Genomic DNA, 25,269 nt, shown 5'->3' on the forward strand with positions numbered 1-25,269 from the left:
TGATCCAGTCGACAAGAGGGAGTTACCGGAGGGTAGTTTGAATTCAGACGTACGAGACACGCAGGGAGATGCGTATGAAACTTTCCTTGTCCCCCGACGATGTCGCCTTCCGCGACCAACTGCGCACGTTCTATCGGACGGAGATCCCAGACGACATCCGCGAGAAGGTTCGCAACGGCAGGCCGCTGTCCCGTGATGAGATCGTCTCCTCGCACAAGATCCTCAACGACCACGGCCTCGCCGTGCCCGGTTGGCCGCTGGAATGGGGCGGTAAGGACTGGACACCGATGCAGCGCCATATCTGGCAGGACGAGATGCAGCTCGCCTCGGTTCCTGAGCCGCTGACGTTCAATGCGCAGATGGTGGGTCCGGTGATCGCCCATTTCGGCTCCCAGGAGCTCAAAGAGCGGTTCCTGCCACCAACCGCCGCACTGGATATCTGGTGGTGCCAGGGTTTCTCCGAGCCGGACGCAGGCTCCGATCTGGCGTCATTGCGCACCACCGCGGTGCGCGACGGTGATTCCTACATCGTCAACGGCCAGAAGATCTGGACCACATTGGCCCAGTACGCGGACTGGATCTTCTGCTTGGTGCGTACCGATCCCACTGCGCCGAAGAAACAGGCGGGCATCTCGTTTTTGTTGTTCGATCTGAAGTCCCCCGGTGTCACCATCCGCCCGATCAAGCTGATCGACGGTGGGTACGAGGTGAACGAGGTCTTCTTCGAGAATGTCCGGGTACCCGCCGACCAGTTGGTCGGTGCGGAGAATATGGGCTGGACCTACGCGAAATTCCTGCTCGGCAACGAACGCACCGGTATCACCGGCGTCGGCCGTACCAAGGTCAAGATCAGTATCGCGAAGCAGTACGCGGCGCAGACCCGATCGGGTAGCGCGACTCTGCTGGAAGACCCGGTGTTCGCGGCGCGGATCGCCGAGCTGGAGAACGAGTTGCTGGCACTGGAGCTCACCCAATTGCGGGTGGTCTCCAACTCCACTGAAGGCAAGCCGAATCCGGCTTCCTCGGTACTGAAGCTGCGTGGCTCGGAGTTGCAGCAGGAGGCCGCCGAGCTGCTGCTCGATATCGCTGGACCGGATGCCATCCCGGTGGACGCGGAGGATATCGCCTCACCTCGGTGGGCGCAGAGCAGTGGCGCAGGCTACCTGAACTACCGCAAGACAACCATTTACGGAGGCTCCAGCGAGGTGCAGCGCACCATCATCGCCTCCACGATCCTTGGATTGTGAGGCAACGCCATGGATTTCGATCTCACCGATGAACAGGTCATGCTCCGCGACACCGTGCGCGAACTGTTCACGCGCAACTACGACGCCGAATCCCGGCTGAAGGTCATCGATTCCGAACTCGGCTGGAGTCGCGATGTCTGGCGTCAGCTCGCTGAGCTGGGCGTGCTCGGCTTGAGTTTCGCCGAAGCGGACGGCGGCGTCGGCGCGGGTCCGGTGGAGACAATGGTCGTATCGGAAGAACTCGGCCGCAGGCTCGCGCCGGAACCGATTCTGGACGCGGTGCTGGTGCCGGGCGGGCTGGTCGCCGCGGCGGGCAGCGCCGAGCAGCGGCAACGCATCCTGCCCGAGGTCGCCTCCGGTACGAAACTGCTCGCCTTCGCCCATGCCGAGCCCGGGGTGCGCTGGCCGTCCACGGAGCTGGCCACCACGGCTACCGCCGGGGCCGATGGGTACACGCTCGATGGCATCAAGAATCCGGTCCCACACGGGGACAGTGCCGATGAACTTGTGGTCAGCGCGGTGCTACCAGAGGGGGAGGTCGGGCTATTCCTGGTCGACCCAGAGGCGGCAGGGGTGGTTCGCAAGTCCTACCGCACGGTGGACGGTCAGCGCGGTGCGCAGCTGGAATTGACCGGAACGCCTGCCGAGCGGCTCGGAGATACGGATGCGGCCGAGGTGATCGCCTCGGTGCTCACGCATGCGCAGGCGAGTCTGTGCGCGGAGTCGATCGGCGCCATGGCCGAGGCACTGCGGCTGACCACCGAATACCTGAAACAGCGCAAGCAATTCGGCGTCACGCTGTCGAAATTCCAGACCCTCACCCAGCGAGCGGCCGATATGTATGTCTCGCTGGAATTGGCGCGCAGCATGAGCCTGTATCTCACGGCGTCGCTGGCCGAGGGGGCCGATGATCCGGTGATCGCCTCGCGCGCACGGCTACAGGTCGGTCGCGCGGCACGACATATCGGGCAGGAGGCGATCCAGATGCACGGTGGTATCGGCGTCACCGCCGAATACCCTGTCGGTCACTATGTGGCCCGGCTGACCGCGATCGAGCGCACGCTTGGTGGCAGGTTGGAGCATCTGCGGGTGCTCGGCTCCAGGGTCGGTGGTTACGAGCTGCTCGAACCCTAGATCGTGTGGTGGTGCGCGCCCTGCGCACCACCACACCACGCTCGGCCACGGTGCCTTCGACCGCGGGCATCGCCTGCCGCCAGTGCCGCAGGCCGGAGTCCCCCCGCTATCGGGTGAGAGGGCTCAGGGAGGGGTCTTCATGTGGAATTCGCGTCGAGGGCTCGGCGGAGGTGGGTGTAGTGGTGAGAAAGCCCTCGAACGGAGCGGGTGGCCGTCGGTAGGGCGCGATCTTCCATGAGGGTGAGGGCGGGATGATCACCGTGGCTGTGCTCGGTTCGGGAGAGCTGGTGCGGGCGGCCGGGTCAGCGGGCTGCCCCGCTTTCAGCGGTGGAGGTGGGACATAGATATCGTGCTGGCCTACGCCGCACGCGCCGAGCACGACGAGCCCGATGGAAACCGCTCCTACGGCGATCGCCGGACCGGCGATTTTGGCCTTGCTGCTGTCCATCGGTGGTACTCCTGGTGTGTCACGCGTGGCCCAACCATACTCGCGCTCGGCGTGTCGGGTGGAGTCGAGTAGCCGCTGGGTTCGCGTACACCATCTGTCTAAAAAAGTAATGATTCAGATATCGAATTGATCACGTGGTGTGTTGACGGTTCGCGTCGCTGTTCTCCGGCGTCCAGGGGACGTAACGTATGTGCGCGAAGTTACGTATGAGACGCCTGTGTCAGAATGCGAGACACGTTGCGTGCGAACGTGACAGTGTTTTTCGCTGATCGGCGTTATCGAGGAGTAGATGGTGGGAGTTTACTCGACAGTGTCACGGCAGGAGTCGCCTCAGGCCGAGGAAGACGCGGTAGCGGTCACCGCGCGACCAGTGGTGCCGAACCAGCGGAAGCTCGCGATATCCGCGCTTGTATCGCGGATAGTGGGCTGGCCGGTCTTCCTCGGTGGACTCACCGGGGCGGTTCTCGGTATCGCCGGTCTGCACGTCGAGATCACCGTCGCCGGTCTCATTCTCGCGTGCACCGCGGGTCTGGTCCTGCTCAAATTCCGTGCCGACAGCGGCGAATCCGACTGAGATACGCCGGTCGGTATTCCGGTGTGGTGCGTGGTGCCGCGCGGGAAAAACTGTGGTGCGCAACATCTCATCTGCCTACTGTTGCTCCGTATGAGGATCGGGATCACCACCGACATCACCGAGTTCCGCTCGCGTGCGGAGTCGTTCCTGCTCGACGACCCCCTGCGGCACACCGTGCTCACGACCATCATCGCCAACTATCTCACCGGGATCGACACACAGGACGAGACGGTGCGCTTCCTTTCGGTCCACGATGAGGACTCCTCGGCGATCGGTGCTGCCATCCGGATGGCCGGCCGTGACCTCTATCTCGGTGCGTTACCGTCCGGCAGTATCGGTGCGGTGGTCCGGGCATTGGTCGAGGCGGTCCCCGACAGCGCTGGTGTCGAGGGGGCCCTCGATGATGCTCATACGTTCGCACAGCACTGGTGTGCCTTGACGGATAAGGAATTCCACCAGTCCGAGCGCATCACGCTGTACCGACTCGGCGCGTTACGGATTCCCGAAGTCGCCGGGACTCCACGCCGGGCAGTCGAATCCGATATCGCACTGTGCGCAGACTGGATGGCGGCGATGCGCGAGGAATGCGGGATGCGGCAAGGTCCGGACCGAGCCCTGATCCGTCGCCGCGTGCACGCGGGCCGCTGGTGGCTGTGGGAGCACGACGCCGAGCCGGTAAGCCTCGCCGCTCATCACGTGCCTGCCGAGGGCTGGTCGCGGATCGGACCGGTCTATACCCCGCCGCATGCGCGTAGGCACGGCTATGCCGGTGCGGTGACTGCGCACGTGGCGAAGCTGCTGCGGGCCGATGGCCTGGATGTCTGTCTGTTCGCCGACCTGACCAACGCGACGGCCGATCGTATCTACCGGGCGATCGGCTTCCATCCGGTCCACGAGTTCGCGCATTATGTCTTCGAAGCCCGTCGTGCCTGAGCTTGTCGCGTCGAGCCTGCGTGGGATACTTGCCATAACAGCGGTGAGATGGATTCCGGTGCTTGTCGGTGCCACTGGATAGGCTGACCAGCATGCGCATTGGAGCACATGTCCGGCTCGACGGCGATCCGATCGGTTTCGGTGAGAAATTGGGCGCCGATGTCATCCAGATGTTCGTTGTCGACCCCCGGAGCTGGGACAAACCTGTTCCACACCCACGGACCGCGGAGATCCTCGCGAGCCCGATCGAGGTCGTGGTGCACTCCTCCTACCTGATCAATGTGGCGAGCCTGAACAACCGGTTGCGCATGCCGTCTCGCGCCGCGGTGGCGCAGCAGGCCGAAGCAGCCGCTGAGCTCGGGGCGTTCGGTCTGGTGGTGCACGGTGGGCATGTGCGCTCCGACAGCGAACTGGAAACCGGAATCGACAACTGGCGCAAACTGTTCGAACGCCAGCAGGACAAGGGCGGTTTCGCGGTACCGATCCTGATCGAGAACACCGCGGGTGGCGACCATGCCATGGCAAGGTATTTCGATTCCATCGCCCGGCTGTGGGACGCGGTCGGCGATTACGGGGCAGGTTTCTGTTTGGATACCTGCCACGCGTGGGCGGGTGGGGAGGATCTGGTCGGCGTGGTGGACCGGATCAAGGCGATCACCGGTCGGATCGACTTGGTGCACCTGAACTCCTCACGCGACGCGTTCGATTCCGGCGCCGACCGGCACGCCAATTTCGCCGACGGCACCATCGACCCGCAGTTGCTCGCCGAGGTGTGCTCGACGGCGGGCGCGCCGGTGATCCTGGAAACCCCGGTCGACGGTCTCGCGGATGATCTGGCCTACTTGCGCGAAGTGTGTTAGCTGGGTGTGCTATCGGGATTGCGGCACACGGTCGCTCGGGTGGTGTGGTCGTGCTGGGATTGAGCGGCGGCATGGTTCACACTGGTGATATGAGTATTCGTCCGTTGGACGGAGTGCGTGTTCTGGAGCTCGGCAACTACATCGCCGCGCCAACCGCCGGACGCATTCTCGGCGACTTCGGCGCCGAGGTGATCAAGGTCGAACGCCCCGTGGTAGGTGATGAGCTGCGTAAATGGCGACTCTACGGTGGTAACACCTCGATGCTCTACCGGACTGTCAATCGCAACAAGAAGTCGATCACCCTGAATTTGCGTACCGAGGCAGGGCGCGCTGTCGTACTGGACCTGATCCGGCACTGTGATGTGTTGTTGGAGAATTTCCGGCCCGGCATGCTGGAGAAATGGGGTTTGGGCCCGGAGCAGTTGAACGAGGTGAATCCGGACCTGGTGATCACCAGGATCTCCGGTTATGGGCAGACCGGGCCATCGGCTGGACAGCCTGGATTCGCCGCGGTGGCCGAGGCGGTCGGCGGCCTGCGTGAGCTGGTCGGGGACCCGGACCGTCCGCCGGTGCGCACCGGTGTCTCGATCGGCGATTCGATCGCCGGTATCTACGCCGCGTTCGGAGCCGTGATGGCGTTGTTCCAGCGCGAGCGCCGTCGCGGTGCGCAGCAGTCGACTCCTTTGCTGGAGCGGGTGATCGATGTGGCGCTCAACGAGGCGGTCTTATCGGTGATGGAATCGCTGGTACCGGACTACCTCGCCTACGGCATCCAGCGGGAACGCGTTGGTGGCCGGATGGAGGGCATCGCACCGAGCAATGCCTACCCGTGCGCAGACGGAACCAGCATCATCATCGCAGGCAATGGCGATGCGATCTTCCAGCGCTATATGGCGGTCATCGACCGCAGAGATCTCGCCACCGATCCGGAATTACAGGACAATGCGGGCCGTTGGCGGCAGCGCGATCGGCTCGATTCGGCCATCGGGGAGTGGACGATCCGGCACACCCGTGCCGAGGCGCTGAAACTTTTGGAAGCCGCGGCCGTTCCGTGCGGCCCGATCTATACGGCGGCGGATATCGTCGCCGATGAACAGTATCGGGCCCGCAATATGATCCAGCCGTTCACTGTGGATATCGGTGCACTGGAACCGAAGACGGTCGGGTTTCCCGGCATCGTTCCCGTGCTCGGTGAACAGTCCTTGCCGATTCGCACCATCGGCCCCGACCTGGGCGAGCACACCCGCGAGGTGCTGTCCGGCTTGCTCGGTATGAGCGAGGCCGAGATCAACGCGCTGGAGGCGTCATGAGCACGCGACCATACGACCGCAGACGTCCCCCTGGTCGTGGCGCACGGGAGTTGCGTGTGCCCGGCAGTAGCAGGCCCGCCGTACAGCCGAATCCGACCAGGGCCGGTGACAAGCCATGGGGCGGTGTGATGTGCGGCCGACGTCCGGCGAGTGGGCAGTGACCATGGCGGCGGATGATATGGCAGGCCCCGCGATGAATACGGCAGGGCAGGTGCCGCCCCCACCGGTATTGCGTGATGTCACCTTGCGCGACGGACTGCAGTTGACCGGGAAAATGCTCCCGGTGCAGCGCAAGGTGGATATCGTGCGCGGGTTGCTCGAGCTCGGTGTGCCCGCGTTGGAGATCGGCTCGATGGCCCGTCCGGATCTGGTCGCGCCGATGGCGAACACCATGGAGCTGATCGCTGAGCTGACCCCCGCCGAACTGCGCCGTTGCTGGGTGTGGGTAGCGACACCACGGCATGTGGCGAAGGCCGCCGCGGCAGGCGTGCGCAACTTTCAATACTGCTTCTCGGTCTCGGACGCGCATAACCGGGCGAATATCGGGCGGGACACCGAGGACAGTGTCGCCGCGATGCCGGAGGCGGTACGACTGGCCCGTGAGGTGGACGGTTCCATCCAGCTCTGCCTGGCCACGGCGTTCAGCTGTCCTTTCGACGGACCGGTTGATCCGGAGCGGGTGCTCGCCATCGCTCGCGATCCGCGCACCGAGGGGGCGGACGACATCGTGCTCGCCGATACTCTCGGACAGGCGGATCCGGGACAGGTGAGTGAGTTGGTCACCGCGGTAAGGGAGCGGACGCCGCGGCGGCGGATCGTGTTCCACGGGCACGACACCTGGGGAATGGGAGTGGCCAATACCCTCGCCGCTGTCGCGGCGGGCGCGGATATGGTCGACGGTTCGCTCGGCGGGCTCGGTGGTTGCCCGTTCGCGCCGGGGGCGAGCGGTAATACCGCTTCCGAGGACATCTTGTTCGCGACAAGGCCCGCATGGTTCACCCCGGCGACACTGGCCGAATTGGTGGCGTTATCGCAGGATTTGCTCGCCGAACTCGGCGAGCCGAATCGGTCTCGTACTGTCGAGGGCGCCCGATCCAAGGCCTCGGCGTTCCCCTGGGTCGTCGGTCACGAACCCACCGACTAGCCCCAAGGTAATCGCGGACTAGGGCGTGTCCGGTAGATCATGATGAGTGGGTCAGGTCGCGTAGCCAGAGCGCGATTGTCGCGACGTCGATCGTGCCGAGGTAGACGTAGTCCCGTTTGTCGTAGCGGGTTGCTACCGCACGGAATGCCTTCAGCTTGTTCACACACCGTTCGACGGTGTTGCGTTGTCGGTATCGGGACCGATCGAAACTCGGTGGCCGCCCACCCCATCGGCCTTTGGCTCGCCGGTTGCGGATCTGGTCAACCGGTTCGGGGATGACTGCTCGGATACCGTGGCGTCGTGACCAGGAGCGGATGAGGCGATTGGAGTACGCCTTGTCCGCCAGCAGGTTCCGTGGCCGGGTCCGGGGCCTGCCACCACCGTGGTGACGGACCCGGACCCCGGCCATCACCGGCTCGAACATCCGGCTGTCGTGGCGCTGCCCCGGACTGGTCGCACGTGCCAACAGGCGAGCGTGCCCGTCGGCGACCAGATGGATCTTGGTCGTCCATCCGCCCCTGGACTTGCCCAACGCCTCCCGTCTGCCTCGCACCGGGTCAGCGGCCTGCTTTTGGGTCGTGACCAGCCGGTGGCCGTCGCCGCGCTCCGGCAGCGTGCTGATGCGCCCGCACCACCGTGGAATCCACCGATACCGTCCAGTCACGAGCCTGGCCGGTATCGGCGTCGATCCGCAACGCATCGGCGATGCGTTGCCAGGTCCCATCGCCGGACCAGCGGCGATGCCGCTCGTACACGGTCTTCCAGTTGCCGTAGCGTTCGGGCAGGTCCCGCCACGGCACCCCGGTCCTGACCCGGAACAAGATGCCGTTGATCACCGTGCGGTGATCGGCCCACCGATGCCCCTGCCGAGGCTGGGACGGCATCAGTGGCTCCAGCAACGTCCATTCCTCATCGGTCAATTCATGCCGTCGAATCACACCACCGGACTACCACCATCAACCCATGATCTACCGGACACGCCCTAATCCTCAGGTAATCGCTGGCTAGTTCTCAGGTAATACCGGCGGTTCAGGGATATTCCTGATGGCGCGCGGGCGTGAAGGCGGTAAGACTGTACGGCATGACTTCGCAAGCCTTGAGCGCCGACACCGCAGGCAGCGCGCTTCCCGCCGATGCCGCGGCCCGTGCCGTCGAACTGACGAAGCTTTACGGATCGGGCGATACCCAAGTCAGAGCACTTGACGGCATATCGGTCGCCTTCGCCAAGGGTGAATTCACCGCGATCATGGGTCCGTCAGGGTCGGGAAAGTCGACCCTGATGCACTGCTTGGCCGGGCTCGACAGCGCGGATGCCGGCACCGTCAGTATCGGCGACACCGACCTCACCACCCTGTCCGATAAGCAGATGACCCGGCTACGCCGCGACCGGATCGGGTTCGTTTTCCAAGCGTTCAATCTGGTGCCGACGCTCACGGCACTGGAGAACATCACATTGCCGCTGGATATCGCTGGGCGCAAACCCGATCAGGATTGGCTGGATACCGTGCTGGAGCGGCTCGGACTGACCGATCGGCTCACCCATCGTCCCAGTGAGCTGTCCGGCGGACAGCAACAGCGGGTGGCGTGCGCGCGGGCACTGGCAGGCAAACCGGAAATCATCTTCGGCGACGAGCCGACCGGCAACCTTGACTCGCGTGCTTCGGAGGAGGTGCTGTCGATCCTGCGCGCCGCGGTGGACGAGTTCGGCCAGACGGTTGTCATCGTCACGCATGAGCCGCACGCGGCCGGATTCGCCGACCGGGTGGTGTTTCTTGCCGACGGACGCATCGTGGACGAGCTGCGCGATCCTACCGCCGATACCGTGCTCGACCGGATGAAAGCGCTGGAGCAGGCATGACCGGGCAACCAGAGCAGGGAAGGGGGCGGGCGTGATGGCAGGAAGTCCGATGCGGAAGGTCGCGCTGCGTAACCTCGCCGCGCATAAGGTCCGGCTCGTCCTGACCGTGCTGTCCGTCGTGCTCGGCACCGCGTTCATCGCGGGCTCGTTCGTTTTCACCGATACGCTGCAACGTACCTTCGACGGGATCCTCGGCAATGAGGCCGTAGGCGTCGATGTCAGAATCAGTCCGAAAGATCGCCAGGCGCAAGGTGTGCCGAACAACATCGTGGACGAGCTCGGGAAGTACCCCGGGGTCGGCCGGGTGGCGCCGAACGTGAACGGGCAGATGGTGCTGCTCGATCCGGCGGGCGAGAAAGCTGTGCAGACCGGTGGTGCGCCCACTATCGGCCAGTCCTACCTGCCGCCGGACCGAGCTGTCGCGGAGCCGGAAAAGTTCGTGCAGGGGGTTCCACCCGCCCGTCCCGGCGAGATCGCGCTCAATACCGGCGGGGCCGAGCGGTCCGGGCTGCGGATCGGCGACCGGACCAAGATCCTGGTCCCTTCGCAATCCGAGCCTATCGACGTCACACTCACCGGGATCTACGAGGTCCCCTCGGAAACCGGTGGCTTCATCGGCGTGCTGTTCGACGACACCCAGGCGCGCACGTTGTTCACCGACGGTTTGCATGTCGCCTATGTCGACCTCGCGGCCACTGGTATCTCTGGCGATGAACTGCGGGACAACCTGGCCAGGGACTTGCCCGGCTACAAGGTGCAGAACGGCGAGCAGGTGCGTGCCGATCTGAGGAAACAGGTCTCCGATGCGCTGAACTTCATCAACTACTTCCTGCTCGCGTTCGGTGCCATCGCGCTGATCGTCGGCACGTTCATCATCTACAACACCTTCTCGATGATCGTCGCGCAGCGTCTACGTGAGCTGGCACTGTTGCGTGCGGTCGGCGCGAGCCGTCAGCAGATCGGCCGGTCGGTGGTGAGCGAAGCGCTCGTTATCGGGGTGATCGGCAGCACGATCGGCCTCGCGGGTGGTGTCGGGTTGGCGTTCGGGCTGTCCGCGCTGCTGAATGCTTTCGATCTCGGGTTGCCGACCGGTTCGATGGCGGTGCGGCCGCGCACGATCGTGGTCGGGTTGCTCGTCGGACTCGTGGTGACGATGATCAGCGCCTACGCGCCCGCACGCCGCGCCATGCGGATTCCTCCGGTGCAGGCCATGCGGGAGGAGTTCGCGACTGCGGGCGAGTCACTGCGGGTGCGCACGATTCTCGGTGCGGTACTCGCCGTGGTCGGTATCGGGTGCGTCGTGCTCGGAGCGCAAGGCACCGGCGGCACGGCGGCCGCCACGGTCGGGATCGGCGCGCTCGGGCTGATCTTCGCGGTACTGCTCACCGCTCCCGCGTTGTCGCGACCATTGGTGGCCGCGCTCGGGGTACTGGTGCGCCCGTTCGGCCCGATCGGCCGCATGGCGCGCAACAATGCCGCGCGTAATCCTCGTCGTACTGCCGCGACCGCATTCGCATTGACCCTTGGGCTGATGCTGGTTTCGGCGATCGGCATGTTCGGCACCTCGGCGAAGGCCAGCGTCGATGTGCTGGTGGACAAGGGGGTGCGCGCCGATTATGTGCTGGCGGGGCCGCAATTCCTCGGGGTGCCGTTCGGCGCGGCCGAAGCGGTCCGCACCACAGTGCCCGATGTGGCCGAGGCGGTCGGTATTCGTGGCGCGGCTTTCAAGATCGGCGATGACCAAGTGTTCGCCACCTCGGCAGACGGTCCGCTGGCTGATGTGATGAATATCGAGATCCTCCGGGGCAGTGGCACTCTCGGCGATCGTGAGGTGCTGGTATCCGAGGACGAAGCCGATGAGCGGGGGTGGAAGGTCGGCGAGCAGGTGACCCCGGCGGGCTTGGACGGTAAGAAGATTCCGCTCACCGTGGCAGGCGTATACGAGAAGAACCCGCTGCTCGGCCCGATGATGGTGTCGCAAGCGGTATACAACGAAGTAGTGCCGCTCAACTTCCGTACCGATTTGCTGGTGCTGATCAAGGCGAAGCCGGGCACGGATCTCACCGAGATGCGTACTGAGCTGGAGCGGGCGACCGAGAAGTTCGTTGTGGTGCAGGTGCAGGACCGCGAGGAGTTCAAGGGCGCGCAAGGTGCGCAGATCAATACGCTGCTCGCCATCCTCTACGGGTTGCTCGCCTTGGCGGTGGTGATCGCGATCCTCGGCATTGTGAACACCCTCGCCCTATCGGTGGTGGAGCGACGCAGGGAGATCGGTATGCTGCGCGCGGTCGGCATGCAGCGTCCGCAAGTGCGCCGGACGATCTATCTGGAGTCGATGCTGATCGCGGTATTCGGCGCGGTCGTCGGCTTGCTGCTCGGCCTCGGGCTCGGCATCGGCTTCTTACGGACCTTGCGCGATTTCGGGATCGACCAGATCGACATTCCGTGGACGCAATTGGTGTTCGTACTGATCGGTTCGGCGGTTGTCGGAGTGCTGGCCGCCCTCTGGCCCGCGGTGCGGGCGGCCCGTACACCACCACTCGCCGCCATCGCCGACCTGTGATGGAAGCCGTGCGGCGCACACACTCACTGTGCGCCGCACGGCTGTGACTTACTGTCTCGAACCGGCGCCGACTGCCCTGATCGGGGCGGGTACCGCAGGTACTATCGACTCGGGCACTTTGATTGCTATGATGTTGCTGGTTCGTTCGCCGTGCTATAGACCTCGGCGGTCTGTGGTGTGGCCGTGGTGAAGGGTGCGGGGTCCTGTTCCCGGAAGCCCGTCTGATCAGCCGATGCGGTTGTCGTACACGCCAGGCGGTGATCACGGGAACAGCGCTCGGCCCCGCGTACTATCGCAAGCCTGTCCTATTCGCTAGCTCGAAGAAGGAGTTGTCATGGATCCGACGAACGTCCTGAACACTCTGGCGTTGCTGGCTGTACAGGTCTTTTCCCTGATCCAGGACGTCACCGGCTTCTAGGCCGACCGAGACGTTGTTACTCGCCCCCCGGCCCCGCCCCTGTTCGTGATCGTGGTGCGGGTTCATCGTAAGGCCGGGCACGGTCGAAAAAGACCGGGGCGGTGATGATTCGGGTGCCCTCGGTCGCACTAATGCTGGGCTGCCTCCATATCGGCCCAGGATTGGATGTCACCGCGGTCGAGGGCCACGGCCAGAAGATCAGGGAACTTGTCCGGGGTGCAGGCGAAGGCCGGGATGTCGAGCGCGGACAGAGCCGCGGCATTGTCGTGGTCGAAGGCGGGGGCGCCGTCATCGGACAGTGCGAGTAATACGACGATCTGCACACCCGCCTGTCGCATCGCGTATGCGCGGCGCAGCATCTCGGCGCGGATGCCTCCCTCGTGGAGGTCGGAGATCAAGACGAACAGCGTATCGGCGGGCCTGCTGATCAGGGACTGGCAATAGGTAAGGGCGCGATTGATATCGGTGCCGCCGCCGAGCTGGGTGCCGAACAGTATTTCCACCGGATCATCGAGCTGATCGGTGAGATCGGCGATTTCGGTGTCGAAGACCACGAGTGAGGTGCGCAGCGAGCGTATGGACGCCAGTACCGCACCGAATACCGAGGCGTAGACGACACTGGCGGCCATCGAGCCGGATTGGTCGATAGCCAGTACGACATCACGCCGCACCGCCTGCGCCTTACGGCCATGACCGACCAGGCGTTCCGGGATTACGGTGCGATGCTCGGGTAGATAAGTGGCGAGGTTCTTCCTGATGGTGCGGTCCCAGTCGATATCGCGTAGCCGGGGTCGGGTGACACGGGCCGCTCGATGGAGCGCGCCGGAGACCGCGGCCACGGTCCGGTTCGCGATGCGTTGCTCGATCTCGCGCACCACCTTCTCGACCACCACCCGCGCGGTCGCCTTGGTGGTCTGGGGCATCACCCGGTTCAGGCTCAGTAGCGTGCCGACCAGATGTACGTCCGGTTCCACTGCCTCCAGCAGTTCCGGCTCCAGGAGCAGCTGGGTGAGATTCAGCCGTTGTACGGCGTCGCGCTGCATCACCTCAACGGTGGTAGCTGGAAAGTAGCTGCGAATATCTCCCAGCCAGCGGGCCACCCGCGGCGCCGAACTCCGCAGCCCACCGGAGCGGTTCCCCGCCGCGCCTTCGTCATCGACGTCGTACAGCGCTGACAACGCCCGGTCGATATTGGTGTCCGCCCCTGAGCCCAGTGCGCCGAGTTCCTGTTCCGCCGCCGTGCCGAGTATCAAGCGCCAACGCCGGGAATGGGTTTCGTCGGTCATCCAAGAGTCCTTTTCATGCCGGGGCCACCCCCAAGATCTCCGCGGCGGTGCGTAGCGCGATTGTCGCGCGGTCGAGGTCGGTCTCCGCGATGGTGGCTGCCGTATCGGTGACGGAAACACCGCGGCGCACCGCGTGTCCGATCGCGCGGCGCTCGCCGGATTCGAACGCGCTGAAGGTTCTGCGCAGCAACGGGAGCGTTTCGACGAAGGTGTCCTCGTCGAGCGCGCGCAGCCAGTCGTCGATGAGCCGCAGCAGTGCTCGATCATGAACGAGCAGTAATCCGCGGCCTGCGAGGAATCCGTCGATCCATGCCGCTTTGGCTGTGGCGGTATTGCCCACCGACAATGCCGCGGCGAGCCTGCGTGCGGATTCCGCGTCGTCGATGCGGTCGGCATCGGTGAGTAACCGGACCACTCGCCCGGCCAGGGCGCCGTGCACATCGGTACGGTCGGCGATGCGATGCAGGGTAGTCAGCCATTCGGTGATCGCCCAGTCGTCGTTCCTGGTGTGGATGGCGGTATGCGCCACATCGAGCAGCTCGCGCAGCTCGGTGGCCGCATCGGTGTCCATTCCCGTCACCGCGGCGGGTAGGCCTGCGCATATCCGTATCAGCAGCCCGTCGGTGACGTCGGCCAGCGCGATGGTGTCGGTACCGCGCACATCGCCGTAGCGCAGTGTCCGGATCAGCCCGGGCAGCGCGGCGAGCAGCTGGGTGACATCGTGGTCGAGTGCGGCGGCGGATGCCAGCCGGGCGATCAATCCATCGGTGGCGCCGCCGAGATCGGCGAGCAGCGCCACTTCCAGCGCGTCGGTCAGCTCACCGACGGTGCGGTCGGTCCGGTGCGCGGAGTCGAGGATCTTCGCCTCCGCGGCGGTACGGAGGGTGGTGCCCCAGCGGGATGCTTCGATGACCGCGATCGCGTACTCGGGCCGCCACTGTAGTGTCCAGGTCTCCCGGAAGGTGCCGGTGCCGCGCACCTGGCTCGTGGTCAGGGTGCCCCAGTCGATCTCGAGCACACGCAGCCGGTGCAACAGGCGTGACCGCGCGACCGCGCGGTCGGTGCGCAGGTCGAGATCGATAGTGCGGGCCGAGGGCTCCTGCTTCATCCGCAGCGACCGGATCGTCGTGCGCAGGTCCGCGGCCAGCGGCACGGTCGGCGTGTGCTCAGGGACGGTGCCGAGCGCCTCACCGACGACGAGTTCGCGCATCACCAGCCGCAGCATCGTCTCATCGCCGTCGCACAGCACCGCCCCGGTTGCCTCGGTGACCTCGGACAACCCGGCCAGCGGGCGTCCGCGCAACGCGGCGAGGGTATCGGCGAGCCGGACGGCTTCGATGATATGCGCGCTGGAGACCGGCAGATCGTGAGTGCGCAACACGCCTGCGACCTTGGTCAACCAGTGCGCGATCGGTTGTTCGGTCTCGAGGAACAGATGGTGGTACCAGCCAGGTGCGGGGACACCTGCTCCATAGCCGGAGGCCGTGGACAGCCGGGAATGCGTCCACGGTATCCAGGTGAGCCGGGCTTTGGTCTTCGGAAGTCCCCTGAGCAGCCGGGCATCCGGTGCGGCTGGGCCGAGCGGGCCCGCGAGCGCGGGCGCGTGCCATGCTCCGCAGACCACCGCCAGGCGCTCGGCTCCGTTCACGAGCGCTTTACGCATGGTCTGGCGCATATACGCTTCGCGGCGCAGCGTGTGGCTGTCGATTGTGTTCTGGCCGGTCGTTCGCGGGTGGCTGAGCTGGTCGCTCTCGGCGAGCGTCGCTGGTGTCTCGGACTCCCTGAGCGTGCGCATCGCCTCGAGGATCGGATCGAACGCGTCGGCATCGGGAACGGATTCCACGACCGCGTCCCACCAGCGTTCGGCATCGTCGTAACCGCCTGCCTCGGCCAGTGCCGCGAGCGGATCGAACCGGTCACCCGGTTCGTCCTCGGCCGCGAGTGCGATGGTCGCGGGCAGATCGCAGAACTGTGCCGGTACCCCGTTGTCCACGGCGTACCGCAGTGCTTGCCACTCCGGGGAGAACACCGCGTACGGCCAGAACGCGGCGGTGTCAGGAGCGTCCGGTACATAGGCCAGCAGTGCTACCGGGGGGATCATCCCCTCGGCAGTGATATAGCCGACCAGCGGATCGGCATCGGCGGGTCCCTCGATCAGAATGCAGTCGGGCCGATACGCCTGCAGGGCCATCCGCACCGAGCGGGCCGATCCTGGTCCATGGTGCCGAATGCCGAAAATCTTGGTCATCGGCCCGGATTCGGTGCCGGAACTCACCCGCTGACCTCACGACAGGCCCGGTAGAAATCCGACCAGTCCGGTCGCTGGCGCACCACGGCCTCCAGATACTCGGTCCACACCACCGCATCGGTCACCGGATCCTTGATCACCGAGCCGAGTACCGCACCAGCGATATCGGAGGCACGCAGCACACCATCGCCGAAATGTGCCGACAGTGCTATGCCGTTGGTGATCACCGAGATCGCCTCGGCGGTGGACATGGTGCCCGACGGTGACTTGAGTTTGGTCCGCCCGTCGGCGGTGCTACCGGAACGCAGCTCCCGGAAGACCCGCACCACCCGTCGTACCTCCTCGGCGGCAGCGGGCACGGCGGGCAGTTCCAGGGCGGAGCCGAGTTGTTCGACACGCCTGCTGACGATGGCGACTTCCTCCTCCTCGCTCGCGGGCAGCGGCAGCACCACCGTATTGAATCTGCGCCGCAGCGCGGAAGACAGCTCGTTCACCCCGCGGTCGCGGTCATTGGCGGTGGCGATGACGTTGAAGCCCTTGGCTGCCTGCACCTCTGTGCCGAGTTCGGGTACCGGCAAGGTTTTCTCCGACAGCATGGTGATCAGCGCGTCCTGCACATCCGAGGGGATACGGGTGAGTTCCTCGATCCTGGCGATGGCTCCGGTGCGCATGGCGGTCAGCACCGGCGACGGCACCAGCGCGCCCTCGCTCGGTCCTTCGGCGAGCAGCCGCGCGTAGTTCCAGCCATAGCGGATCGCTTCATCGGCAGTGCCGGAGGTGCCCTGCACGAGCAGCGTCGACGCACCGCTGATGGCTGCGGAGAGATGTTCCGATACCCAGGTTTTGGCGGTGCCGGGGACACCGAGCAGCAGCAGCGCCCGATCTGTTGCCAAGGTCGCGACAGCTACCTCAACGAGCCTGCGCGGACCGATGTACTTCGGGGTGATCACGGTGCCGTCCGTGAGCGTGCCGCCGAGCAGATAGGTGACTACCGCCCATGGGGACAACTTCCAGGAGGGCGGGCGGGGCCGGTTGTCGGCGGCGGTCAGTGCGCGCAGTTCATCGGCGTAGGCCTGTTCGGCGTGCGGGCGCAGCAGCTCCGGCGGTGGGGTGGTTGGTGTCACTGCAACTCCTCTAGCATCTTCGAGCGGTAATCGAGATCGTGGGCGAGCCGGTCGAAAGCACGCTCCCAGCCGGGATCTGCGCAGTGGTGCGCCACTGCGGTCAGTGCGCCCGCCATGGCGACCGGGAAATGGGCGGCTGCTGCGGCGATCAGCGAGCGGTGTGCGTCCGGACCGGTGCCGTAGGTATTCGGGCGGCCTGCTGCTACCCGTGCCCGCTCGGACAACAGCACGAGCACATGCCGGGCCAGCGCCTCCGGCCACGGATGGTCGACCGCCGGCAGTAGCGCCTCCAGTTCGGAGAGCCAGGATCCGTCCAGTCGCACCAGATGCGCGGTCCGGTCCGGCAGTGGCAGCAGCGCGAACAGTTCCCGTCTGCGGAGTATGGCGAGATCGGTCGGTACGCCCGATTCGAACAATGCTCGTGCCCAGGTGGGATCCCGGTGCTGTAAGGCGGCGTCCATCCAGCCGTCGAAGATCGGTTGCCGGTATCGATCCTCGATCGTGGTACGTACCGCCTGTGTGGGTGAGCCGAGCAGTTCCGTCCAGTAGGGCGGCGGTGTCGCCGCGACCAGGTGCCGCAGCCGAATCGCGGTGATATCGGGAATCCCGTCCCAGCGGTAGCTGAATTCCGCGGTACGGTCGGTGATTCCGTCGCGTTGGGCGGCGGCGTCGAGCGTATCGGGTAATACGGGCAGCAGATGTGTGCGCCGGAGCCGCTGTTCGGCGCGGATCCATTCAGCTGCCCTGGCCCGCATCCGCTGTGCGAACGCCGACCCTGGCAGCAGCGCGAGCAGGCGGGCCGCGGTACGGCGGACGTCCGCGCGGCGATCGTCGAGCGCGGGTTCCAGCAGCGATTCGTCTTCGGGCGCGAGGCCTTCGGCGAGCACGGTGAGCAGCTCGGCTTTCAGCGGGCCGGATTCCTTCGGCCACGCCGCGGCCAGCTGTTGCCTGGCCGCGGCGGCATCGCGGCGTCGTAGTTCGGCGAGCCAATCGCTTCGCTCATGTGGCTTGCCGAAGTGCCAGGTATCCGTGCTGTGCTCGGATAGGGGAGAGGGCTGCCGCGCCGAATCGCGCCATATCGGATGCCGCGCCGCCAGCCAGTCGCCCCGGACGCCTGCCAAGCGGAGTGCGGGATCGCGCAGGTTCGTGTCGTGCTGTGCGTACTCGAGCAGCTGTTCGCACAGCTCGGCCGGGGCCCGATAGTCGTGCGGCGCCGCCGTGGCGAACCATTCGAGCAGGAATGGTGAGCGTTCCCGCAGCATGCGCGTCAGACGTGCGGCCGAGGGCCGCGGCAGTAACCGGCGGGTGTCCGGTGCCGCTTGTTCGGGGACGGGTGCGGTGGCAGGCATCATCCCACCGCGGACGAAAAGGTCTTGGAGTGCCGTGGTTTCCAGAAGTAACAGTGCTGGATCGGTAGGTAATCGGTGCGCTGCGTCGGGGATCGGTGGCGCTACCGCGGTGAGCTCCGGTGCCCGGCGCGCGGTGCCGAGGAGTGCCGCGGCGGTCAGCTCCGCGCTGATCGCCTGTTCGGCGGGGACGTGCCTCGGCGTTTCTCTCGCGGTAGCCACTCGGACCAGGTCGAGTACCTCACCTTCGGCGTATACCGATAGGGGCGTCAGCCCGTCGGCGTTCCACTCACCGACTACTGTCACCGGGTGGCCACCGGAGACGGCGAGCAGCGTCCACGGTTGCTCGGTATCCCGGATGGGCAGTGCTTTGCCATCGGATTCGGTGATGTACCAGCCCTGTTCGGTGCGGGTCGGCACCACATCGGCCAGCAGCATCGGCCAGGAGCGTAGCCATGGATCGGCACCGAGCGCCGCGGCGTGTTCGGCCAGCTCGGTGGCGATGGTTGCCGGCCGGTTGTCCGAGTGCGGCAGCGCGGTACCCGGCTCGTCCGCTCCGTACCGTTCGCCCCAGACCGCCCGCAGTGGTACGGAACCCGGATAGAAATGTAGCTGTGCGTCGACTAGCCGCCCGAGCGCGGGAAGATCCGTAGCGAAGCTGGGGGAGCCGAAGGAATGCTCGACGAGCAGCGCCCAGCGCCTGCTGGTGCGCCCGTACAGCCAGCTGCGCCGAGTATGGAGGCGCGCTTCCTCGGTGATCCGAAGACCGACCACCATCCATTGGTCCCGAACCGGAGGTTCGGTGCGGACCGCTTCGATGGGATAGGGGTACCCGATATGGCTACGAATGCTGGCGCGCAGCGCGGGTGATACCGCGTCGAGCTGTCGGTGCGCGGCGATCAGCAGGTGTAATCGGGCGTACTCGCGCAGCAGGATATCCGGCCAGTCGGTCCGGGTGGCCACGATGGCCGGCAGCCTGCGCAGCACCGCGGCCGGTCCGGGGGCCTGCGCATCGATCATTCTGGCGGCAATGGTCTCGAAGGCGTGATAGGAGCGCGCGCTCTCGGCGAGACCGGTGCGCACCTGATCGGTGAGCCAGACGTCGAGTTCCGCCAGGCCTGCGCGCACCCGTGCGCTGCGTCGTTCGGCAGTGGCCGGGAGCGAACTCGTATCCGGCGCCGATCCCGTGACCTGGTCTTCGGTCCACGGTGTTGTCATCAGCCTGCTCCAACGCGGTTGTATCGCATCATTTTCCTCGGTTTCTCGGTCGCCAGGATTTGTATCGCAGCACACCGACATATGCCGTAACCGGATAACGCGTCGCGATCGGCGGAACGTGTGCCGAGGACTTACCTATTCACGGAGGTAAGCCTTGCATAATTCGAAATGCTCTGGCATCCTGTCCTGTTCGGCTCGACCGAGCCACCTAGGACGGGTGTTGACATCATCGAACTGCCCGCCGGGGTGGTGCGAGGGGTGGACATCGAACGAGGCGCATGTGTTCGATGGCCATTTCCATCCCCGCGGGCAGATTCGCACCGATGCGATGCGCGGCTTCCCGCGTGATCGGGTAGCGTTTCGCACAGCTTCGGCATAGGTGCTGCGTGCCAGGTCGGAGTGTGTGTAGCGGCTTGATGGTGGAGGATTTCTCGCATGCGCCCGGATCCCGATGCTGTCGAAGCCGGTGCTCCCGCCGAGTCGGGGCCTAGGCTGTCGGAGGTGGTGCTCCGGCGTCTCGCCGAGGATCCCGCGGTGCCGCCTACGGTCGTGCGTATGGTGCGGCATGCGCTCGGCGCCAACGAATCCGGTGTCGCGGCAGAGCCGTTCGGCTATTCGGGGATTTTCCTGCGGGCCATTCGAGTGCGCGGGTTCCGTGGTATCGGGCCGGAGGCGACGTTACCGTTGTCGCCTGGGCCGGGCCTCACTCTGGTAACCGGGCGCAACGGCAGTGGTAAATCCAGCTTCGCCGAGGCCGCCGAATTAGCGTTGACCGGTGGGAACCGCCGCTGGGATGGTCGTTCGGCGGCCTGGCGGGAAGGCTGGCGTAATCTGCACGCCGGCACAGCGGCGCGCATCGAACTCGAGCTACTCACCTCAGGCGATACCCCTGAGCTGAGTATCGGTAAAGAGTGGGCCGCCGCTGCGGATCTCTCCGATGCGCAGTGGACCCAGCGGCATCCACCCGCTCCGCCAACGGAATTCGATACGCGACGGTGGGCGGCCGAACTGGAGCTCTACCGTCCTTTCCTGTCCTACAGCGAACTCGGTGCGCTGGTCGACGGCAAGCCGAGTGACCTCTTCGACGCACTGCACCAGCTGCTCGGACTCGATGAACTGACCATGGCACAGGAACGAATCCGGGTGCGCCGATTGGAGTTGGAACGCGCCGTCCGTGATTCACGTCAGGAACGTCTGGAACTCCTCGAGCTGCTCGCCGCGGTAGCCGATGAGCGGGCGGTGCGTATGGCCGGTCTGCTGCGTCCGGCTCAACCGGATCTCACCGCGGTGAGTCGTGCGGTGCTCGGCGTGGTGGACGACCCGGCCGGAGCGGCTGGTCTGCGGGCGATCATGCGGCTGACGCTGCCCGCGGATACAGAGGTGGCGGCGGTCGCGGCCCGGCTGGAGGCCGGTGGAGTGGCGATCGCCCGCGGTTCCACCGCCGAGGCAGCGGCCGATCTGCGTGTGCTCGAATTATTGCGTGGTGCGCGGGCCCACCAGCTGGCGAGCGGTAGCTGCCGGTGTCCGGTCTGTGGCTGTGGCGTACTCGACGAGGTATGGGTTCATGACACCGATGCGGTCATCGAGCAGCTCGCCGCCCGTATCGCCACGCTCACCGCCGCGCACGGGGAACTCGACGATGCGGTGCGGGATGCGCGGGCGCTCGCGGATCTCTTACCAAGGGAACTGGATGTCGATCCGGGTAATCCACCGTCGATCGACACCACCGCGGTGCGGGCCGCCTGGGCCGACTGGGCCGCGTTGACTACCGCCGACTACACCGAGGACCTGCCGGACCGGCTGCGCGGTGCGCACGCGCGGTTGGCCGGTGAGCTCGCTCTGTTGCAACAGAGCACCCATAAGGAACTCGACCGCCTGGACGAGGTATGGACACCGTTGGTCGCGCGGATTGTGCGATGGCTGGAGGGCGCGCGCGAAGTCGCCGCGTATGCGGCCGAACTGCGCACGGTGAAGAAGGCCGAGGACTGGCTGAAGTCGGCGACCGCCGGCCTGCGTGGGGAGCGCATGACCCCACTGGAGACGACTGCCCGCTGGGTATGGCGCACCTTGAGGCAGCAGAGCAATGTCGAGCTCGGCGCGATCCGCTTGCAGGGCAATGCCGGTACTGCGCGCCGGGTGCTGCTCGATGTGACCGTGGACGAGGTGGACGGCGCCGCATTGGGGGTGATGAGCCAGGGTGAGTTGCACGCGCTGGGGCTTTCGCTGTTCCTGCCGCGGGCTACTGTGCCGGAAAGCCCCTTTCGTTTCGTCATGATCGATGATCCGGTACAGGCGATGGACCCGGCCAAGGTGGATGGCTTGGCGCAGGTACTGGCTACGGTCGCCCTGACAAGGCAGGTCATCGTCTTCACGCATGACGAGCGGCTCGCCGAGGCCGTGCGGCGTATGCAGCTCGACGCGACGATACTGGAAGTGCAACGCCGTGACCGCTCGGTGGTGGAGGTGCGGGTGTCCGGCGATCCGATCCGCCGCTACCTCGACGATGCCAGGGCCTTGGTGCGTACTCCGCAGCTGCCCGCGGCGATCGCCGACGAGTTGGTGGCCACCTGCTGCCGTTCCGCGGTGGAGGCGGCCAGCGCGGCAAGGGCCAGACGTACGCTGCTTGCCGCGGGCATGGACCACAGCGAAGTGGAACGACATGTCGACGCCGCGCACTCGACCAGGGCGAAGGTGGCGCTCGCTGTGTTCGGTGTCGGCAGCAAGGTCGACGATCTGCACAAGAACCTCCTCGCGCGGGAAGGGCGATGGGTGGTGGAGGCACTGCGTGACACCACGGCGGGTGCGCATGTACCGATCAAGCGCGATATGCGTGAGTTGATCAGGGCGACCGAGAAATTCGTCGCATGGCTGGCCCGGTGACGTGCCGATGAGCGGGCGGCGCGGGCCCGCTTCCGGCGGTCACTCCGCCCGGTATCGGCGGCGTGGACCGAAGAACGGCGCGCACGGGCCGCGGGTGCCGAGGCCTGCGGTGGCCGAGCGGCTGGAAACGGTGGAGCTGTTACTCAGCGGATCGGTGAGCGATGCGGGCGGATTGTGGTCGCGGGCGACGGCGTGGATTCTGCGCATCGCCCTGGAACAGTCTGTCGACGAACTGTGGCTGCGGGTGGCGCCAGCGTTGGTCCGCTGTCCGATGCGGGCTCAGCTGATCGCGCTGCGGGCTTTCGCAGGCCCGGATATCGCGGCACGGGTAGCGGTGCTGTGGGCGGCCCTGTCGCGCGCCGCGCACCACCACGATTACGAACTCGCGCCGAGCGTCACCGAGCTGCGGCGCTGGTGCGAGCAGACTCTCGCGCTCGCCACGGAGCTGGAGGCTGTCGCCGCGCATCGTGGGTGACCCCGGCGGCCGCGCCGGGCGGCCCGGCGGCAAGATACGACGGTATGGACACATCGCACAGGTGCCCGTGTGGTCACGGTGAGGCATTCGAGGATTGTTGCGCTCCGGTATTGCGCGGTGCGCGCGCCGCTGCCACCGCCGCGGCGTTGATGCGCTCACGCTATACCGCGTTCGCGGTGGGTGATGCCGACTACCTGTTGCGCTCCTGGCATCCGCGGACTCGTCCGCGCACGCTGGCGCTGGATCCAGGAAACCACTGGTTGTCGCTGGAGATCAACCGCGTCGAACGTGGCGGATTGTTCGACGATACCGGCACTGTGGAGTTCATCGCGCATTACCGGGATGCACAAGGCCGTGGCGCACTGCACGAGATCAGCAGATTCGCCCGCTCCGAGGGTGCGTGGGTCTACCTGGACGGCACCGACCCCGCCTGACCGGTAGCGTCAGCGGGCATGGCACGTGTCGCGATCGAGTACTGCACCCAATGTCGCTGGTTGTTGCGCGCGAGCTGGATGGCGCAGGAATTGCTCAGCACTTTCGCCACCGATCTCGGTGAGGTCGCACTCGTCCCCGGTTCGGGCGGGGTATTCCGGATCACCGTCGACGGCGAACAGATCTGGGAACGCAAGGCCGACGGCGGCTTCCCCGATATCACGGTGCTCAAGCAACGAGTGCGCGATCGGGTAGCCCCCGAACGCTCCCTCGGCCATACCGATCGGCAGGACTGACGCCGGCGCCGGTCGCGGCGCGGTCAGCCGCAGCAGCCACCACCGCAGCAGCCACCGCCACCGGCTGGAGGAGCTGCCTGGCTCGGTGCGGGCGTACCGCCACCCCTGGTGACAGCGGCGAAGGTGGTCAGTAGCTTGACCGTATCGTCGTGTCCGCTCGGACAGGTCGCAGGTGCCGATGCTTCCGCCATCGGGCGGATCGACTCGAATGTGTCGCCGCAGCTGCGGCACCGATAGCTGTAACTCGGCATTCCGTCAGTGTACGGTCTCGGTCCCCCGGAGGGGGCATGGTATCGCAGGCTCCGGTGGCTGGGCTGCTCGCGCGGGCAAGCCGTCGGCTTCCGCCGGCCTCAGACGTCGGTGGAGAAGCGGATACCGCCATCGGGAATCTCCACGCCGGGCCAGACTCTGGCGCCGCGGAGGAGTTCGCACCGCGCGCCGATGACCGCGCCGTCACCGATGACACCGTCGCGGACGAGTGCGCGCGGGCCGATGCGCGCGCCGAACCCGATGATGGTGCGCTCGACGGTAGCGCCTGCCTCGATCACCGCGCCGTCGAAGACCACCGCGCCGTCGAGGCGGGCCCCCGCGCCGATTTCGGCACCACGGCCGACCACAGTGCCGCCGATGAGCACCGCGCCAGGGGCTACGCCCGCGCCGGGGTGCACCAGCGATTCGCCCCGTTGGCCAGGTAGCGCGGGGGAGGGAGCGATACCACGGACCAGATCGGCGGAGCCACGGACGAAGTCTTCCGGAGTGCCCATATCACGCCAGTAGGAAGTGTCGACATGTCCTTGGATGTGGGCGCCTTCGGCCAGCAGTGCGGGGAACACTTCCCGTTCCACCGAGACCGGACGCCCGGACGGGATCTTCTCGATGTACTCGCGCCGGAAGACATAGCATCCGGCGTTGATCTGATCGGTCGGCGGGTCCTGGGTCTTTTCCAGGAACGCGGTGACCCGGCCGTTCTCATCGGTCGGTACACAGCCGAACGCACGTGGGTCGCCGACTCGTACCAGATGCAGGGTCACATCGGCGCGGGTCGACTCGTGGGTGTCGAGTACCGCGCCGAGATCGGCGCCGCCGAGTACGTCTCCGTTGAAGACCAGTACGGTGTCCGCCCGTAGTTTGGGCAGCACATTGCGGATACCGCCGCCGGTGCCGAGCGGTTCGGTTTCGGTGACGTACTCGAGTTCGAGCCCGAGTTCGGAGCCGTCCCCGAAATGCTCCTCGAACACCTCGGCCTTGAACGAGGTGCCGAGCACCACGTGGGTGATCCCGGCTTCCGCGATGCGGGCGAGTAGATGGGTCAGGAACGGTAACCCCGCCGTCGGCAGCATGGGCTTCGGTGCCGAAAGGGTCAGCGGACGCAGTCGGGTGCCCTGGCCACCGACCAGGATCACGGCGTCGGTGCCTGCATTTCCTGCCATCAAGCTTCCCCTGTTCACAATGTCGTCTCTCGCTCGCGACCGCCG

General features: G+C 66.0%; 21 protein-coding genes and 1 pseudogene. 14 read left to right on the forward strand and 8 right to left on the reverse strand.

The genetic code is table 11. The features are described 5' to 3' along the window. The first annotated feature begins 74 nt into the window (after window positions 1-74). Together ACL02S_RS08850 and ACL02S_RS08855 are read left to right on the forward strand one after the other, a co-directional pair. Entirely contained in the window at window positions 75-1,247 is a 1,173-nt protein-coding gene (locus tag ACL02S_RS08850; protein ID WP_412801842.1) for an acyl-CoA dehydrogenase family protein, read from the forward strand. Window positions 1,248-1,256: 9 nt separating this feature from the next. Beyond that, entirely contained in the window at window positions 1,257-2,381 is a 1,125-nt protein-coding gene (locus ACL02S_RS08855; protein ID WP_412801843.1) for an acyl-CoA dehydrogenase family protein, read from the forward strand. Window positions 2,382-2,487: 106 nt separating this feature from the next. Here the strand turns inward: ACL02S_RS08855 and ACL02S_RS08860 are convergent, their stop codons facing one another. Further along, window positions 2,488-2,829: a hypothetical protein gene (locus ACL02S_RS08860; protein WP_412801844.1), complete on the reverse strand. Its 342-nt coding sequence runs from the start codon at window positions 2,827-2,829 to the stop codon at window positions 2,488-2,490. A gap of 292 nt (window positions 2,830-3,121) precedes the next feature. Here ACL02S_RS08860 and ACL02S_RS08865 point away from each other — a divergent pair, with 292 nt between their 5' ends. The 6 genes from ACL02S_RS08865 (at window position 3,122) to ACL02S_RS08890 (ending at window position 7,650) form a co-directional block, all read left to right on the forward strand. Beyond that, window positions 3,122-3,403, forward strand: coding sequence for a hypothetical protein (locus tag ACL02S_RS08865; RefSeq protein WP_412801845.1), 282 nt, complete (start codon window positions 3,122-3,124; stop codon window positions 3,401-3,403). A 90-nt stretch (window positions 3,404-3,493) separates the two neighbouring features. Continuing rightward, window positions 3,494-4,336: a GNAT family N-acetyltransferase gene (locus ACL02S_RS08870; protein WP_412801846.1), complete on the forward strand. Its 843-nt coding sequence runs from the start codon at window positions 3,494-3,496 to the stop codon at window positions 4,334-4,336. A gap of 92 nt (window positions 4,337-4,428) precedes the next feature. After that, window positions 4,429-5,196, forward strand: a complete 768-nt coding sequence (locus tag ACL02S_RS08875) for a deoxyribonuclease IV (protein WP_412801847.1) — start codon at window positions 4,429-4,431, stop codon at window positions 5,194-5,196. 89 nt (window positions 5,197-5,285) lie between these two features. Next, window positions 5,286-6,506 (forward strand): CaiB/BaiF CoA transferase family protein, encoded by a 1,221-nt coding sequence (locus ACL02S_RS08880; protein ID WP_412801848.1) that lies wholly within the window; start codon window positions 5,286-5,288, stop codon window positions 6,504-6,506. After that, window positions 6,503-6,667, forward strand: a complete 165-nt coding sequence (locus tag ACL02S_RS08885) for a hypothetical protein (RefSeq protein ID WP_412801849.1) — start codon at window positions 6,503-6,505, stop codon at window positions 6,665-6,667. Before ACL02S_RS08880 ends, ACL02S_RS08885 begins: the two co-directional genes overlap by 4 nt. A 32-nt stretch (window positions 6,668-6,699) precedes the next feature. Beyond that, on the forward strand, window positions 6,700-7,650 hold the full coding sequence (locus ACL02S_RS08890; RefSeq protein ID WP_412802079.1) for a hydroxymethylglutaryl-CoA lyase-like TIM-barrel protein: 951 nt from the start codon (window positions 6,700-6,702) through the stop codon (window positions 7,648-7,650). Window positions 7,651-7,687: 37 nt separating this feature from the next. On the opposite strand, the pseudogene ACL02S_RS08895 reads toward ACL02S_RS08890, so the two are convergent. Beyond that, window positions 7,688-8,585, reverse strand: a pseudogene (locus ACL02S_RS08895) (IS5 family transposase). A 146-nt stretch (window positions 8,586-8,731) separates the two neighbouring features. Here ACL02S_RS08895 and ACL02S_RS08900 point away from each other — a divergent pair. Together ACL02S_RS08900 and ACL02S_RS08905 are read left to right on the forward strand one after the other, a co-directional pair. Continuing rightward, window positions 8,732-9,508 carry an ABC transporter ATP-binding protein gene (locus ACL02S_RS08900; RefSeq protein ID WP_412801850.1) on the forward strand — a complete coding sequence of 259 codons (777 nt, stop codon included), beginning with the start codon at window positions 8,732-8,734 and terminating at the stop codon, window positions 9,506-9,508. Window positions 9,509-9,557: 49 nt separating this feature from the next. Continuing rightward, window positions 9,558-12,071, forward strand: coding sequence for an ABC transporter permease (locus ACL02S_RS08905; protein WP_412801851.1), 2,514 nt, complete (start codon window positions 9,558-9,560; stop codon window positions 12,069-12,071). Window positions 12,072-12,617: 546 nt separating this feature from the next. Here ACL02S_RS08905 and ACL02S_RS08910 read toward each other — a convergent pair. Genes ACL02S_RS08910 through ACL02S_RS08925 form a run of 4 tightly spaced genes read right to left on the reverse strand, consistent with a single transcriptional unit; the run spans window position 12,618 to window position 19,711 of the window. Continuing rightward, window positions 12,618-13,775: a VWA domain-containing protein gene (locus tag ACL02S_RS08910; RefSeq protein WP_412801852.1), complete on the reverse strand. Its 1,158-nt coding sequence runs from the start codon at window positions 13,773-13,775 to the stop codon at window positions 12,618-12,620. Between the two features lie 13 nt (window positions 13,776-13,788). Continuing rightward, on the reverse strand, window positions 13,789-16,023 hold the full coding sequence (locus tag ACL02S_RS08915; protein WP_412802080.1) for a DUF5682 family protein: 2,235 nt from the start codon (window positions 16,021-16,023) through the stop codon (window positions 13,789-13,791). Window positions 16,024-16,046: 23 nt separating this feature from the next. Further along, window positions 16,047-17,147, reverse strand: a complete 1,101-nt coding sequence (locus ACL02S_RS08920; protein ID WP_412801853.1) for an ATP-binding protein — start codon at window positions 17,145-17,147, stop codon at window positions 16,047-16,049. Beyond that, window positions 17,144-19,711 carry a DUF5691 domain-containing protein gene (locus ACL02S_RS08925; RefSeq protein WP_412801854.1) on the reverse strand — a complete coding sequence of 856 codons (2,568 nt, stop codon included), beginning with the start codon at window positions 19,709-19,711 and terminating at the stop codon, window positions 17,144-17,146. Before ACL02S_RS08925 ends, ACL02S_RS08920 begins: the two co-directional genes overlap by 4 nt. 435 nt (window positions 19,712-20,146) lie before the next feature. Here ACL02S_RS08925 and ACL02S_RS08930 point away from each other — a divergent pair, with 435 nt between their 5' ends. Genes ACL02S_RS08930 through ACL02S_RS08945 form a run of 4 tightly spaced genes read left to right on the forward strand, consistent with a single transcriptional unit; the run spans window position 20,147 to window position 23,794 of the window. Further along, on the forward strand, window positions 20,147-22,591 hold the full coding sequence (locus ACL02S_RS08930) for an AAA family ATPase (RefSeq protein ID WP_412801855.1): 2,445 nt from the start codon (window positions 20,147-20,149) through the stop codon (window positions 22,589-22,591). Window positions 22,592-22,598: 7 nt separating this feature from the next. After that, window positions 22,599-23,066 (forward strand): hypothetical protein, encoded by a 468-nt coding sequence (locus ACL02S_RS08935; protein WP_412801856.1) that lies wholly within the window; start codon window positions 22,599-22,601, stop codon window positions 23,064-23,066. A 44-nt stretch (window positions 23,067-23,110) separates the two neighbouring features. Then, window positions 23,111-23,500, forward strand: coding sequence for a YchJ family protein (locus ACL02S_RS08940; protein ID WP_412801857.1), 390 nt, complete (start codon window positions 23,111-23,113; stop codon window positions 23,498-23,500). Between the two features lie 18 nt (window positions 23,501-23,518). Further along, on the forward strand, window positions 23,519-23,794 hold the full coding sequence (locus ACL02S_RS08945) for an Rdx family protein (RefSeq protein ID WP_412801858.1): 276 nt from the start codon (window positions 23,519-23,521) through the stop codon (window positions 23,792-23,794). A 23-nt stretch (window positions 23,795-23,817) separates the two neighbouring features. On the opposite strand, the gene ACL02S_RS08950 is transcribed toward ACL02S_RS08945, so the two are convergent. Together ACL02S_RS08950 and manB are read right to left on the reverse strand one after the other, a co-directional pair. Beyond that, window positions 23,818-24,045, reverse strand: a complete 228-nt coding sequence (locus ACL02S_RS08950) for an FmdB family zinc ribbon protein (RefSeq protein ID WP_412801859.1) — start codon at window positions 24,043-24,045, stop codon at window positions 23,818-23,820. 99 nt (window positions 24,046-24,144) lie between these two features. Further along, window positions 24,145-25,224, reverse strand: coding sequence for a mannose-1-phosphate guanylyltransferase (gene manB / locus ACL02S_RS08955; RefSeq protein WP_412801860.1), 1,080 nt, complete (start codon window positions 25,222-25,224; stop codon window positions 24,145-24,147). Between the last annotated feature and the right edge of the window lie 45 nt (window positions 25,225-25,269).

The sequence above is a fragment of the Nocardia spongicola genome (assembly GCF_047200775.1).
In the GTDB taxonomy this organism is placed as follows: Bacteria; Actinomycetota; Actinomycetes; order Mycobacteriales; family Mycobacteriaceae; genus Nocardia.

Coding starts and splice junctions, on each gene's coding strand:
- ACL02S_RS08850 (WP_412801842.1), top strand. CDS start 75: ATGAAACTTTCCTTGTCCCCCGACGATGTCGCCTTCCGCGACCAACTG.
- ACL02S_RS08855 (WP_412801843.1), top strand. CDS start 1,257: ATGGATTTCGATCTCACCGATGAACAGGTCATGCTCCGCGACACCGTG.
- ACL02S_RS08860 (WP_412801844.1), bottom strand. CDS start 2,829: ATGGACAGCAGCAAGGCCAAAATCGCCGGTCCGGCGATCGCCGTAGGA.
- ACL02S_RS08870 (WP_412801846.1), top strand. CDS start 3,494: ATGAGGATCGGGATCACCACCGACATCACCGAGTTCCGCTCGCGTGCG.
- ACL02S_RS08875 (WP_412801847.1), top strand. CDS start 4,429: ATGCGCATTGGAGCACATGTCCGGCTCGACGGCGATCCGATCGGTTTC.
- ACL02S_RS08880 (WP_412801848.1), top strand. CDS start 5,286: ATGAGTATTCGTCCGTTGGACGGAGTGCGTGTTCTGGAGCTCGGCAAC.
- ACL02S_RS08885 (WP_412801849.1), top strand. CDS start 6,503: ATGAGCACGCGACCATACGACCGCAGACGTCCCCCTGGTCGTGGCGCA.
- ACL02S_RS08890 (WP_412802079.1), top strand. CDS start 6,700: ATGAATACGGCAGGGCAGGTGCCGCCCCCACCGGTATTGCGTGATGTC.
- ACL02S_RS08900 (WP_412801850.1), top strand. CDS start 8,732: ATGACTTCGCAAGCCTTGAGCGCCGACACCGCAGGCAGCGCGCTTCCC.
- ACL02S_RS08905 (WP_412801851.1), top strand. CDS start 9,558: ATGCGGAAGGTCGCGCTGCGTAACCTCGCCGCGCATAAGGTCCGGCTC.
- ACL02S_RS08910 (WP_412801852.1), bottom strand. CDS start 13,775: ATGACCGACGAAACCCATTCCCGGCGTTGGCGCTTGATACTCGGCACG.
- ACL02S_RS08915 (WP_412802080.1), bottom strand. CDS start 16,023: ATGACCAAGATTTTCGGCATTCGGCACCATGGACCAGGATCGGCCCGC.
- ACL02S_RS08925 (WP_412801854.1), bottom strand. CDS start 19,711: ATGACAACACCGTGGACCGAAGACCAGGTCACGGGATCGGCGCCGGAT.
- ACL02S_RS08930 (WP_412801855.1), top strand. CDS start 20,147: ATGCGCCCGGATCCCGATGCTGTCGAAGCCGGTGCTCCCGCCGAGTCG.
- ACL02S_RS08935 (WP_412801856.1), top strand. CDS start 22,599: ATGAGCGGGCGGCGCGGGCCCGCTTCCGGCGGTCACTCCGCCCGGTAT.
- ACL02S_RS08940 (WP_412801857.1), top strand. CDS start 23,111: ATGGACACATCGCACAGGTGCCCGTGTGGTCACGGTGAGGCATTCGAG.
- ACL02S_RS08945 (WP_412801858.1), top strand. CDS start 23,519: ATGGCACGTGTCGCGATCGAGTACTGCACCCAATGTCGCTGGTTGTTG.
- ACL02S_RS08950 (WP_412801859.1), bottom strand. CDS start 24,045: ATGCCGAGTTACAGCTATCGGTGCCGCAGCTGCGGCGACACATTCGAG.
- manB (WP_412801860.1), bottom strand. CDS start 25,224: ATGGCAGGAAATGCAGGCACCGACGCCGTGATCCTGGTCGGTGGCCAG.